At 62.8% G+C, this 13,506-nt stretch carries 9 protein-coding genes; 4 read left to right on the top strand and 5 right to left on the bottom strand.

What is annotated here, in order from left to right:
• Positions 1-120: 120 nt before the first annotated feature.
• Genes AC07OK_RS30440 through AC07OK_RS30430 form a run of 3 tightly spaced genes read right to left on the bottom strand, consistent with a single transcriptional unit; the run spans position 121 to position 4,191 of the window.
• Positions 121-1,401 (bottom strand): FAD-dependent oxidoreductase, encoded by a 1,281-nt coding sequence (locus AC07OK_RS30440; RefSeq protein WP_494693786.1) that lies wholly within the window; start codon positions 1,399-1,401, stop codon positions 121-123.
• 1 nt (position 1,402) lies between these two features.
• A complete protein-coding gene (locus tag AC07OK_RS30435; protein WP_494693785.1) occupies positions 1,403-3,490 on the bottom strand; it encodes a sensor histidine kinase in 2,088 nt (695 codons plus the stop codon).
• 2 nt (positions 3,491-3,492) lie between these two features.
• A complete protein-coding gene (locus tag AC07OK_RS30430; RefSeq protein ID WP_494693784.1) occupies positions 3,493-4,191 on the bottom strand; it encodes a response regulator transcription factor in 699 nt (232 codons plus the stop codon).
• Between the two features lie 195 nt (positions 4,192-4,386).
• Between AC07OK_RS30430 and AC07OK_RS30425 the strand changes: the two genes are divergently transcribed.
• Together AC07OK_RS30425 and AC07OK_RS30420 are read left to right on the top strand one after the other, a co-directional pair.
• A complete protein-coding gene (locus tag AC07OK_RS30425) occupies positions 4,387-5,625 on the top strand; it encodes a prohibitin family protein (protein ID WP_494693783.1) in 1,239 nt (412 codons plus the stop codon).
• A 2-nt stretch (positions 5,626-5,627) separates the two neighbouring features.
• Positions 5,628-7,076: a hypothetical protein gene (locus tag AC07OK_RS30420; RefSeq protein ID WP_494693782.1), complete on the top strand. Its 1,449-nt coding sequence runs from the start codon at positions 5,628-5,630 to the stop codon at positions 7,074-7,076.
• On the opposite strand, the gene AC07OK_RS30415 is transcribed toward AC07OK_RS30420, so the two are convergent.
• Positions 7,073-9,181 (bottom strand): TonB-dependent receptor family protein, encoded by a 2,109-nt coding sequence (locus AC07OK_RS30415; RefSeq protein ID WP_494693781.1) that lies wholly within the window; start codon positions 9,179-9,181, stop codon positions 7,073-7,075. The two genes, AC07OK_RS30420 and AC07OK_RS30415, sit on opposite strands and share 4 nt — an antisense overlap.
• A 218-nt stretch (positions 9,182-9,399) precedes the next feature.
• On the opposite strand from AC07OK_RS30415, the gene adh reads away from it, so the two are divergent.
• Both adh and AC07OK_RS30405 read left to right on the top strand, forming a co-directional pair.
• Positions 9,400-10,920 carry an aldehyde dehydrogenase gene (gene adh, locus AC07OK_RS30410; RefSeq protein WP_494693780.1) on the top strand — a complete coding sequence of 507 codons (1,521 nt, stop codon included), beginning with the start codon at positions 9,400-9,402 and terminating at the stop codon, positions 10,918-10,920.
• 2 nt (positions 10,921-10,922) lie between these two features.
• Positions 10,923-11,294, top strand: a complete 372-nt coding sequence (locus tag AC07OK_RS30405; protein WP_494693779.1) for a DUF779 domain-containing protein — start codon at positions 10,923-10,925, stop codon at positions 11,292-11,294.
• Here AC07OK_RS30405 and AC07OK_RS30400 read toward each other — a convergent pair whose 3' ends face one another.
• Positions 11,295-13,199 (bottom strand): sigma-54-dependent Fis family transcriptional regulator, encoded by a 1,905-nt coding sequence (locus AC07OK_RS30400; protein WP_494693778.1) that lies wholly within the window; start codon positions 13,197-13,199, stop codon positions 11,295-11,297.
• Positions 13,200-13,506: the final 307 nt, after the last annotated feature.

Below are 13,506 nucleotides of genomic sequence, written 5' to 3'. Positions count from 1 at the left end.
CAGGACCGTGAAACAACTTTGCGCCGATGATAGTGCTGCAACCAGTGTGAAAGTAGGTTATCGTCAGGCTAGTTATATTAAAAAGCCCCTTCCAATGATTTGGTCGGGGCTTTTTTTCGTCTAAAGATATTGTCCCAACCGCTTGCCCAGGCATAGCAAGGTGAGCGTCGGCGGCAATCCCCACGGTTGTGGAATCACCGACGCATCGCAGACGTACAGATTGGCGGTACTGGTTTGCAGCGTACTGTCCACGCCTTCGCCGATGCGCACGCTGCCGCCCGGATGCGCGGCGAAGTGCCAGCTCTTGAATATCTTCCTGGCGCCGGCCGCACGCAAGATGCCCCGCGCCATATCCACACCAGCCCTCAGCTTGCGCCGGTCGGCTGGCGTCAACGGTTTGTCGACCCAGCGCGGGCCGATGCCGCCACCGATGTCGTCACGGATCTTGACCATCAAGGTCAGCGTTTTCGCGTGCGCCATCAGTCGGTCCACACGTCCGACCTGCGCGGCAAAGGCCTGGTACATCGGCTTGGGTAGCGTCATATCGGCCAACGCGATGCCTTCTTGGTGCAAGTACAAGCCGGACGCCATCGGTACTTCGGCGCCGCCGTCGATATCGTCCGCCTGGCCCATGACGGCGATTACCGGATCGCTGAAGAACGGACTGCTGGCTGGATGCAGACCTGAGCGATGCAACAGGCGTGGCGTACCGATGCCGCCAGCGGCCAGGATTACATTCTCCGCAAACGCCAACTGCACAGCACCATCGCGCCGATAGCGAACGCCGGTCGCCCGGCCGTTTTCAACGATGACCTCTTCGACTTTAGCCTGGTCGATCAGCGTTGCGCCGAGCTGAAGGGCTTCGTCCAAGAAATCTCGCGCGGTCCACTTGGCGCCGAACGGGCAGCCATAGACGCAGCGCCAGCAGCCGGTGCGGCAAATCTGGGGCCGTATCATTTTGTCGAGTTTGCGCCATGCCAGCTGTTGCGCTTCGGCGCCCAGTTGAATGCGACGTGCCATAGGTCCGATCAGTTCATCGGGCAGAGGCCCCATCGGCAGCTCGGCGCGCAAGGCTTCGAGCGGCGGCGCAAGGTCGATGTCGTGCGCTGCAAACATTTCCAATGGCGGTGGCGCGGCGGTGGCGAAGTTGATTGTGGACGTGCCGCCGGATGCAATGCCGCTCACCAGCAGTGAGCCGTCGCGATGGATAAATGTTCCCTTACCCGGCACGGCGGCAATACCAGCCATTTGCGACAGTGTTCCTTGCAGTGGTGCCGCGCTGCCCTGTTCCAGCACCAGTACGCGTAACTGCCGACGCGCCAATTCGCGCGCGACACTTGCCCCGCCGGGCCCGCTGCCGACTACGATGGCGTCATACTTAGGCGATGTTGACGATGTCATGTCAGCCGCTGCGCTGTAGATTGAGTATGAAGGATACGCCATTGGCCTGATTTTGCGCGACGATCGTGCCGCCCATCTTGGCCATGTAGGTGCGCGCGACAAACAGTCCCTGGCCACGATTTCCGTTGGCCCCGGACTCCGGCTGGTCCGACACGCCGTATTCAAAAATCTTGGCGATCATGTCCGGTGCGATTTGCGGTCCGCGGTTGTGGATGGTGATGGTCGCGCCGGTTTTGCTGCCTTCCAATGCGATGGTGATCACGCTGCCCTGCACGCGATAACGTTCGGCGTTGCGCAGCACATGAGTGACGACATCTTCCAGCGAATACTCATCGGCCCGCGCGATCAACGTTTCGGCCGCTCCCTGGAATAGCACGTCGTGAATGCCGATGCACGACGCATTCTCGGCGACGTTCTGCAGGAAGGCCGTCAAATCAACCTCCGTGACTTGAAGTTCGGATGACTGAAATGCTTCGCTCGGAGACGCGCGCCCATACAGCACGCGGATCGCCTGCTGCATGCGGGTGATATAGCGATGGCTTTCGTCCTCGGGGGCGCCATGCAAGACCATCAGCGACTGCAAAGGCGACATGATTTCGTGGCCAACTGCGTGCCACATGTCGCGTTCCTGCTCGGCGCGGATGTTCTCGCGTTCGACATCCTCCCGTACCCGGCGCAGCAAATCGTGCAGACCGGTCGCCAGCACGCCCAGCTCGTCCTCGCCACGCAGGTCGGCCAGGTCGGTTTCGGAAAAGCCGCGCGCGGCCTTGACGCGTTCGCCGACATCATCTGCGCGCTTGATCAGCACCTTGATACGGCGGATGATGCCGATTTCGATCACCAGCCATGCCAGCATCAGCGCCGCCAGCATCGCGCCGACAAACCAGACCAGCCGGCTGGCCACCACGCTCAGGCTTTTGCTGACGCTGCGGACGTCGCCCTTGAGCAGCACCTCATAATTACCGGCCGGCGTGGCGATAACTTCCTTGGCCTCCAACGGCACGTCGTAGGCGTCCACTGGCAGATGACGGATCAGCGTCGTGACGAAATGCCAGGACTGGTCTTCAGGATCGACTGGGCCGACCAGCAGCGGCAGCGTGGCGGCCGGCGACGCGCCATCCGTCTGGCGACGGATCAGCAGGCTCTCTCCCGGCAATAGCATGGACTTCAAGTCCGCCAGCGAGAACGGCGGCGTACTGGGACCGGTGGCGCTGTTGAGCAGTGGTGGGCCTTCCCCCGGCGGCAGCACCGTAATACGGACATCGATGTGGTTCAGGTCTTCGGGCGGCCAAACGGGACGACGCTTTTCGAACAGCGCATCTTGCAGCACGCCGACAGGCAATCGCAGCGAGAAGAAAGCGCTGCGTGTGCAGGCTGGGTCCTCCTCATCGGCGGCATTCTGGTCGGTGCAGCGCGGGTTCTGCCAGATCCAACCGCGGAAGTCCTTGACCGCCGGCGCCTTGGCCCGCGCCACATCGGCTGCGGCGAAGCCGGTCAAACGTCCGCGCATGCCGCCGAACCGGCGTCCCGGCGTTTGCGGCTCGGTGCTTTCCTCGAACGGCGCGATCCATTCATAAGTCTGGCCGCGCAGGCTGACCTTGACCTTGACGCGGTGCGCCTGATCCACCATCTGGTCGCCGCGGGTGTGCGGGACCAACTGCGCGCTGTCGAATGTGCCGGCGACATAAATGAAACCTCCGGCCCAGGGATTGTTACCGATGCCGACACACAGCGAGCCGTTGTTGCCATATTGCGCCAGGCAGCCGGACATGGCCACCGCTTGCTGCACTTTTTGCAGGTCGTCGAAATCAAGCGCGGCAAACGGGAGCAGCAGCGGATGCAGTGCCGCGCCGTTGGCTGCCGGCTGTGGATTGAGCAGCGCCAGCTGCCCGGTAGGATGACGCAGCGTCGCCGCCACCTGCACCCGCGTCTTGTGGAAGCTGCCTTGATAGTTCTTGTAGCTGAGCTGCTTCTCCTGCTGGAGCACCGACAGCGCCAGGCCCACCGTCGCCGCCATCAGGAACACGAAGGCCGCGCGCAGCAGCAGTCGCAGGCGATAGGGGACAAGGCTAAGCCGGCGCCAGTCCACGGTCAGCGGCTTTCGGTGTCGGCCCAGCGGAAGCCGCGCATGGGGATGTTTTCGATGCAGGCGAAGCTGGGATCGATTTCACGGAAGGCGTCGCGGATGGTGCTGACATGCTTGCGGATGTTGTCGCGATTGCGGCCGCTCTTCACCACCTCGAACAACTCGTCATAGGACACCACCTGACCGCGCCGCGCAAATAGCGCCGCCAGAATGCGCTGCGCCGTCAGCGGCAGGTTGATGCGGTGGCCGCGCCAGGTCGGCGTGCGCTGGCGCAGCGGATCCATGCTTAGTTCATCGCTGGCGGCGACGGACGCCGGCTCCGGCTTGTCCTTCACCGAGCGCAGGATCTCCAGGAAGGTCTCGATGAAATCGGCCTCCTCGAAAGTGGCTTTCTGCAGATAGTCCCAAGCGTCCAGCGCCTTCATGATGCTGCGGTAGATAGTGGCGGGCATGGCCGACACCACCAGCACCGGGGTGGCGTGCCGCTTGTTGATGGCGTTGATGATGGCGACGCCCGCATGGCGTTCGCGTCCCAGTTCGATGTCGAGCACGACGAGGTCGTAGCGCTCGCGCGCGATGGCCGCCTCGGCGTCGTCGCGGCTGAACCATTGGTCGACCACGATGCCGGGCCGCGCCGATTCTATCCACGCCCGCAGCTGATTGCTGGTCGGCAGATCGTCCTCGATGACGGCGACTTTGGCCATGCTGTCCTCCACTGACTGTCAATGCAGCGAGTATCCACGCTTTTACGGAAAAAGTCACAAATCGGCTGTGAGGATTTCTTCACGCGGCCGTAGCATAGCCGGACGGCGCCAGCGTTGATACTTCCGCCACATCCGGCGCACCATGCAGTTCAGGGATAGGCCCTGAACTTAAACAACCAGCAGAAGGTGAATATCATGGCAGAACGGATCAAACGGATGGTGCGGGCGGTGCGCTCCACTTTAAGCGGCGGCGCTGGTGCCGCGGTGAACGGCATGCGCCGCAACGGCGCGATACTGGTGGCGTTGGGCCTGGCCGGCGCCGCCGTCTATGGCCTGGTCACGCATCCACCGATGGCCAAAGTGGCAAACGGTAGCCTGGGTATCCGCATCAACCAGTTGACCGGCTCCGCCATCACCGTGCGCGATGGCGCGGTGTTCATGGTGCCCGGTGTGCATGTGCTGCGCCAGGTGTCGCTGCGCGATCAGGTGTACCGCCCGGCCGGCAACGACGATGCGCCGTTCCAGTCGGTCGAGGGCCTGGCGTTGGGTGTGGACATGTCGGTGCGCTATGCGCTGGATGTGAACCGTGTGGCAGCCATGGCGCAGTCGCTGCCGCCGGATATAAATGGTTCCATCGTCGAGCCGGCGGTGCAGGGGGTGATCTACAAGGTGTTCACCCGCTACACCGTGCGCGAGATTTTTTCGACTAAACGCGCCGAGATCCAGCAGGCGATCGAGGCTGAGCTCAAGCCCAAGCTGGCGGCCGACGGCATCGCGCTGCGCGGCATCACCATCGGCAAGATCACGCTGCCGGAAGAATACCAGGCCGGCATGGAAAAGCTGCTGGCCGAAGAACTTGAAACGGAAAAGATGCGCTACACGCTGGAGCTGAAGGAGAAGCAGGTCAAGCAGACCGCGCTCGAAGCCGATGCGGACAAGATCCGCCGCGAAAAGGCAGCCGAAGCCGCCGGCAACGAGCAGATCATCGCAGCCAGGGCGCAGGAACAGGCGATGGCGCATGTGCTGCCGTTCAAGCAGAAGCAGATCGAGCAGCGCAAGCTGGAAGCGGAAGCGGAGAAAATGGCGCGCATCAAAACCTCGGAGGGCAACGCCCAGGCGCGCGTCATTGAAGCCGCAGGCGAAGCCGATTCGCGCCGCAAGCTGGCGGATGCGGAAGCTTATCGCCAGGAACTGGTGGGCAAGGTGGCTGCGGCGCAGATGGAGCGCGAGGGCGATTTGATTACCCGCAATCCGCTACTGATCCAGAAGACGATGGCGGACAAATTGTCGGACAAGATATCGGTCATCATCGCGCCGTCGCCGACAGATGGCGGATTTATCGGCTCGGCACTGCTGGGTAGTCAGCAGGGCAAGCAGCCGCGCATGGCGACAGTCAGCGCCGAAGCAGCGGACAGCGCCAAGGAAGGACAATAATCATGTCGATGCTTGCAGCTGCCGCCGTACTGGCAATCGTTACGCAGGACCAGGCCGCGCTGCGCGCCGCACCCAAGGACACTGCGCAGCAGCAGGCCGTCCTGTGGCAGGGCGACAGCCTGGAAATACGCGGCGAGAAGCAGGACTTCTTGCAGGTCTACGACTACCGCCGCGAGCGGGCAGGCTACATACGCTCTTCGCAAGTGCGTAGGGTCTCGCCGGCGCCGGCGGATGCGTCGGAGTTGCTGTCGGTGGTGCGCTTCCTGCGCGATACGCCGGGCGCCGAATCGCTGGGCATCAGCTATGCTGCGGCCTATCTGAAGGCCGCGCCGGCGGCCTCGATCACGGCGGAGCCGTTCGATGCGCTGGGCACGATGGCCGAGCGGCTGGCGCGGCGCGCCTCTTCAAAGCAGAGCAAGCAAGGCGACATCACGATCGCAGCCCATCTGGAAGCGGTAGCCAACTATGGCGTCGGCATCCGCAGCTTTGAACGCGAAGGACGCATGCAGCTGTGCTATGACGGCGAAGCCTTCAGGCGTGTGCTGGCGATGCTGTCGGAGCCGCAGCAGCGCGCGACGGCGGTGCTGGGACTGACGCGGCCGGAGTGTGTGGACCCGGCGCTGCGGCCCGGGGCGCGTGTGGCGCTGGATGACTGGCGCGCCGAGGTGCTGGAGCGCGTCGACATGAAAGACTTGTTGCCCCATGTGCGCAATCGCATCCACATGCGACGCGCGTCGGTGTGGTCGTCGGTGGCGTTTGCGCGGGCGCGCAAGGGCGAGCAGGCATCCGCGTCCGCCCAGCGTGCGCTGGATGAACTGGGAATGGTGGATCCTGTGGAGCTGACCGAGGACGATGCTACTGCCTTTGCCGAAGCGGGTGTGCGCGTAGGCAGCGTGCGCTGGGCGGCAGAGAGCGCGGCGCTGCTCCCGCCGGTGGCCGTCAAGACGCAGGTAGTGCCGACGCCACAGAGTGGACTGCGCATACTGGCGACGGCCGGGCAGCCGGGCGAAACCTGCGTCGCGCTGGTCGATGCAAAACACGATCAGCAGCACGCGTTGGCCCGTCGTTGCAGTTATGGCGTGGTGTGGCCGGCGTCTGCGCGCGCCAATGCGCAGGGCACGGCGCTGTCGCTGGCGGTACAGCCGATGGATGGCTGGCGCGAGATGTGGCTGTTCCATCAGACCAGCGCCGGCTGGCTGGTTGACGTGCTGCCGCCGGCTGCCGCCGACCCTGACATTGGCTACGCCGAATTCGCCGGCTGGGTGCCAGGATCGCAGAATATGCTGGTAGCGCGGGAGGCCCGCATTGATGGCAAGTTCAAACGCAGCTTCGAACTGGTGGAGATCAACACGCTGGCGACGTTGAAGACGGCGGACAAGCCATCGTCGCTCAGCATGTTTTATCGTTGGCAGGATCCGGCCTGGAAGCGCCAGACCGTCAGCCTGCGCTAGAACTGATACCTTGCGCTGGCGCCCAGCAGCCAGTTGCGTCCCGGCGCCGCTTCGTAATAGCGTTTGTTGGTGTCGCCGACGATCAGTGAACCGATGTACTGCTTGTCCAGCAGGTTGTTCAGGCGCGCAAACTGCTTGAAGCGCCAGCCTCGCCACTGCTGGCTGGCGCCGACGCGCGCATTGAGCACGCCATAGCCGGGCGCCGGTTGATCGGCGTTGGCGTCCTCCGCGTGGATTTTGCCACTGGCGACCGCTTCCAGCGCAGCGCTGTAGCGATCATCCGTGTCTTTCCATGCCAGCTCGCCGTATGCATTGGCATTGGGGATGCCGGGCAGCCGGCTGCCTTCCTGCACCGTCCCATAACCCCTGTCGTAGATCGCCCGCAAAGTGGTGAGCGCCAGCCGGGTGCTCAGGCCATTGGGCCATGATGAATCGAATGACAGCTCCATTCCCTGGCGCAGCGTGCTGCCGGCATTGCGATAGCTGGTGCGCCCGCCGCTGCTGTTGTCGACCACCAGTTCATCGCTGGTGCGGACCTGGAACAGGGCTGCGTTGATGCGGGTGCGCTCGTCCAGGCGGGCCTTGACGCCGGTTTCCAGATGCGTACTTTGCGCCGCCCGGAGGCCGAAGTTGAAACCGCCGCCAATACCTGAATAAAACAGCTCGTTCAGCGTTGGCGTTTCGAAACCGCGTGCGGCGCTGGCGTACACGTTGAATGCCGGCGACCAGTGGTACAACACCCCCAGCACCGGCGTGGTGTGGCTGTAATGGAGGCCGCCGCTGTCGTTGCCGTTGCTGAGGAAGCGATCGTCGACCGAGAATCTGACGCTGCTATGGCGCAGGCCAGCGCTCAGCATCCATGCGCCGGATTGCCACTCGGCCTGCAGGTAGGGGTCAAGATTGGATACCTTGTCGCTCTCGTCGCGCCGCAGCGCGCCTTTCACTCCGAACTGGGTGCCGACGAAGTTTTCAAAGCCTTTGCGGCCGTCGGTGGAGCGGCCGTATTCCACGCCCGCCGTGGTACTCAGCTTGCCGCCTGCAAGCTGGCTGGCGTGTAGCCAGCTCACATCCGCGCCATTGAAGTCGCGATCAAAATCGACCACGCCGCCGGAGTGCGTCAGCGACGCCTGGAAGGCCTTGGAGAACGCCTGGTACTGAACCACTTGTCGATTGCCGCCGTAGCTGGTCAGGCGCAGGCGGTCGTCGCCGAAGCGCTGTTCCCAGCTGGCGCCGATCTGCTGGTGGACTATGCTTTTGCGGGTGTTGTAACGGTCGGCCAGCGTGCGTTTCGGCGTCTGGGTATCGGTGGCGTCGATTTCTCCCGCGCGCGGATCGCGCCGATAGCTGGTCCAGGTCACGCCCAGCGGATCCTGCGTATCGTCCTGGCGCAATGCGTTGGCGACGATGGTCAGCTTGGCGCTTGCCACTGGGACCAGTGTCAACTTGGCGAAGGCCTGCTCGCGGGTGGCGGCGCTGTGGGCGCGGTAGCCGTCGGTTTCGAAGCGCGACGCATCCAGCACATAGCCGATGCCCGCTTGCCTGCCTTGTGCGTTGACATCGGCCTTGCGGCTGCCGTAGCTGCCCGCTGTCAGCTTGGTCTCCAACGAGGGCGCGGCGTCGCCGTCGCGGGTGAACAGCTGAATGACGCCGCCGGAGTGATTGCCGTAGATCGCGGAGAATGGTCCGCGCAGCACTTCGATGCGTTCGGCGATATCGAGGTTGAAGGTGGCGGCCTGGCCCTGGCCGTCCGGCATGCTGGCCGGGATGCCGTCGGCGATCAGCCGCACGCCGCGCACGCCGAAGGCGGAACGGGCGCCAAAGCCGCGCGAAGAGATTTGCAGATCCTGCGCATAGTTCTGCCGGTTCTGGGCCACCAGGCCAGGCACCGCCGCCAGCGCCTCGGACGCGTTGACGCCAGGCTGGCTTGCATGTATGCGGTCGACATCGACGACGTCGATCGCGGCGGGCATCTCGAATATGGAATGGCCGACGCGGGTGGCGCTGACGACGACCACGTCGGGCGCTTCATCGGCCGTCGCCAGCGTCGCGGCGCCGGCCATGCACAGCGCGGCGGCCGCATGCAGTTTAAAAGGGTGGTGCTTCATGTGTTCTCCAGTCGGGCAGCCAGCAATATACCGCGCTCCGGGCCCCGCTGTATTTCAGGAATAGACAACTGTGTCAAAAGTGAACAGTTGTCACAGCATGGGAACGCGTATAGCCCTGTTTTCCCCGGTATTGCCGCTGGCACGATGCTTGCGAAAAGAAGGTGGCGTACTACTCCGCCGCATCAAGCGGTTCATAATCACAGCAGAAAGAGGATGACATGAATCTTGCAGACATCAGCAAACTGGGCGTCGCCAATCCCTTCAAACAGCGCTACGACAATTTCATCGGCGGTAAATTCGTTGCGCCGGTCAAGGGCGAATACTTCGGTAACATCACGCCGATCACCGGCCAGGTATTTTGCGAAGTGGCGCGCTCCACTGCCGAGGATATCGAGCTGGCGCTGGACGCCGCCCATGCCGCCAAAGACGCCTGGGGCAAGACCTCGCAAACCGAGCGCGCCAACATCCTGAACAAAATCGCCGACCGCATGGAGGCGAATCTGGCGCTGATCGCCACCGCCGAAACCATCGACAACGGTAAGCCTATCCGCGAAACCACCGCCGCCGACATCCCGCTGGCGATCGACCACTTCCGCTACTTCGCCGGTTGCATCCGCGCGCAGGAAGGCTCGGTCGCGCAGATCGACTCCGAGACCTATGCCTATCACTTCCACGAGCCGCTGGGCGTGGTCGGCCAGATCATCCCGTGGAACTTCCCTATCCTGATGGCGGTATGGAAGCTGGCGCCGGCGCTGGCCGCCGGTAACTGCGTGGTGTTGAAACCCGCCGAGCAGACGCCGGCGTCGATCATGGTGCTGATAGAGCTGATCGCCGACCTGCTGCCGCCCGGCGTACTGAATGTGGTGAACGGCTTTGGCCTGGAAGCAGGCAAGCCGCTGGCCTCTAACAAGCGCATCGCCAAGATCGCCTTCACGGGCGAGACGGGCACCGGCCGCCTGATCATGCAATATGCGGCGCAGAACCTGATTCCGGTCACGCTGGAATTGGGCGGCAAATCGCCGAACATCTTCTTCGCCGACGTGATGGACGCCGACGACGCCTTCTTCGACAAGTGCCTGGAAGGCTTTGCGATGTTCGCGCTGAACCAGGGCGAGGTGTGCACCTGCCCATCGCGCGTGCTGATCCAGGAATCGATCTACGAAAAGTTTATCGAACGCGCGCTGGCCCGCGTGGCCGCGATCAAGCAGGGCAATCCGCTGGACGCCAGCACCATGCTGGGCGCGCAGGCCTCGCAGGAGCAGCTGGAAAAAATCCTGTCATATATCGACATCGGCAAACAGGAGGGCGCGGAACTGCTGGCCGGCGGTGAACGCAATGTCCAGGCGGGCGACATGAAGGACGGCTACTACGTGCGTCCGACCGTGTTCAAGGGCGATAACAAGATGCGCATCTTCCAGGAAGAGATCTTCGGCCCGGTGGTGTCGGTGACGACGTTCAAGGATGAAGCGGATGCGCTGCGCATCGCCAACGATACGCTGTACGGCTTGGGCGCCGGCCTGTGGACCCGCGATGGATCGCGCGCCTTCCGTGTCGGCCGCGCGATCCAGGCTGGCCGTGTCTGGACCAATTGCTACCACCTCTATCCGGCCCATGCGGCGTTCGGCGGCTACAAGCAGTCGGGCATCGGTCGCGAGAACCACAAGATGATGCTGGACCATTACCAGCAGACCAAGAACCTGCTGGTCAGCTACAGCCCCAACGCCTTGGGCTTCTTCTAGCCATGAGCCACATCATCGCCCGTGTCATGGCCACGCCGGCGGCGTTCGAGTTGATCGCCGCGCTGCGTAGCCGTCACGGACCGCTGATGTTCTTCCAGTCCGGCGGCTGCTGCGACGGCAGCACGCCGATGTGTTATCCGGCGGGAGAGTTCAACATCAGCGATACCGATGTCTATCTCGGCAACCTGGATGGGGTGCCGTTCTACATGGGGTGTGAACAGTTCGAGTACTGGGAGCATACGCAGTTGATCATCGACGTCGTCGACGGCAACGGCGGCATGTTCTCGCTCGATAACGGCACGGGCAGGCGCTTTCTGACCCGCTCGCGCCTGTTCACCGACGAGGAAATGGCTGTGTTGAAGCCATCGGCCTGACTATTTCAGGCTGGGCACCTTGCGGTAGATGGTGTTGCGCGATACCCCGAGGGCGCGCGCGGTGGCGGAGACATTGCCGCCGTGCGCCGCCAGCGATTTCAATATGGCCGACTGCTCCAGCTCTTCCAGGTTGGCGCTGCCGGCGGTCGTCTCTTCCTGGACTGGCGCTTGTTCCATGTCGTCGAGGAAGTCGTCCGGCATGTGGCTCAGGCAGATCTCGTGCTCATCGCCTGCCATCACGATCGCCGTGCGCAGCAGATTGGTCAGCTGGCGGAAATTACCTGGCCAGCGGTGGCGGCGGAACAGCAGCAGCAGTTCCTGCGAGACGTGATAACGGCCGTTGTTCGACTCGGTCGCCAGGATTTTCTTGACCACGGTCTCAAGGTCGTTGCGTTCGCGCAGCGGCGGCAGCTTCACCACCAATCCATTCAAGCGGTAGTACAAATCTTCGCGGAACAGCCCTTGTGCAATGCGGTTGCGCAGATTGTGATTGGTCGCGCAGATCAGCTCCACGTTCACCGGGATGGATTTGTCGCTGCCCAGCGGTGTCACCATGCGTTCCTGTAGTACGCGCAGCAGGCGCGCCTGCAAGCTGAATGGCATGTCGCCGATCTCGTCGAGGAACAGCGTGCCGCCGTTCGCTTGCAGGATCTTGCCGACCGCGCCTTTCTTGCGCGCGCCGGTGAAGGCGCCGTCTTCGTAGCCGAATAATTCGGATTCGATCAATGTCTCGGGTATCGAGGCGCAGTTAACGGCCACGAAGGGATTCATGGCTCGCGGCGAATCGCTGTGGATCGCCTGCGCCAGCAGTTCCTTGCCGGTGCCGGTTTCTCCCATGATCATGATAGGGATGTCGTGTCCCAGCACGCGGGTGACTTTATCGATCACCAGTTCCAGCTGCGGATCACCGGTGCGCAGATAGCGCAGGCCGGAGAGGCGGCGCTTGGCGGCGGCGGCCTGGTTGGCGGCGACAGCGCTGGGGCGCTCTGGCGTCAGCGATTGCTGGAATACGCTGTTGGAGATCCGCAGCTGCGCGCGGCCGGCCACGCGCACGCCACTGTGCATGCACAGGTTCAGCAAGCCGGGCGATGCGGCGCGATAGTGTTCGTACAGCGCGGACACAGGCAATCCAAACAGGGAACTGAATGTGTGCGATTGCAGCTCCCGGTACGACAAGCCCAATTGGAACAGTCCATTGCGATTGGCCGCCAGGAAGCGGCCGCCGGGCGAGAAGGACGCGATACCTTCCATCAGTGTGCCGATAAACTCGGGCCGCGCATGAAAGTGTAAGGTGATCACATCCTCGAAGGCGGCGGAGAACAGCTGGTTCTCTATCATCAGCGCCGACATGCGTACCAGCGCCATGGTGTGCTTGTGGAAGCTGCGCTGGTCGCCGGAGACATCCAGCACGCCGATGACGTTACCAAGATGGTCGGCGATCGGCGCGGCGGAGCAGGTGAGGAAGTGGTTGGCGGTCAGGTAATGCTGGTCGGCGTGGACCAGCACTGCCGCCTGTTCCGCGATCGCGGTGCCGATCGCATTGGTGCCCTTGCATTGCTCGGACCAGGCGGCGCCGGGTTTCAGGGCGACGCGGCTGGCTTTCTCCAGGAAGTCGTCGTCGCCGAGCGAGTGGACGATTACGCCATTCGCATCGGTGAGTAGCACCATGTTGTGGGTGTTGACGATTTGCTGGTACAGCGTCTCCATCGCCGGCACGGCGTGCGTGTGCAGCATGCGGTTCTGTTCCAACAGCAGCGATAGATCTGTCTTTGGCACCGGGCCGAAGTCGACAGAGGAGTCGGGCCGCAGCCCATACTTCTGCGATCGCTGGTGCGAGGATTCGATAATCAGCGGCATGCTGTCTTCCCATGCCGTGGTGCGATGTGGCGCGGTCTGGCGTTCCATGTTGTCTCGGTCTCCGGCTGGCCGTTATCGGCTCTATTGTTCACTGTAGCGCAAACGAAGCGCGAGCGGAAAATAAACCTTGGCAGTTTCGACTTGCCTTTGCTATAGTTCGCCCCCTCGCAGAACGACGCATGTAAATGCCGAGTGAAGCGGGAAAAAGTAGAGCTTGACGAGATAGACGAAACGCTTCATACTCTTGCCTCTTCGCTGATGAACACAACGCTTCTTCAGCAAGCAGTACCGAATAAAGTTCTTTAAAAATTTACAGTCGATAAGTGTGGACGTTTGATGAAAGTGCACAGCAGGC

Source organism: Duganella sp. GW821-FHT07G03, assembly GCF_059418605.1.
The sequence above is the reverse complement of the archived record's forward strand: the minus strand, read 5'-3'. Positions and strand labels throughout refer to the sequence as shown.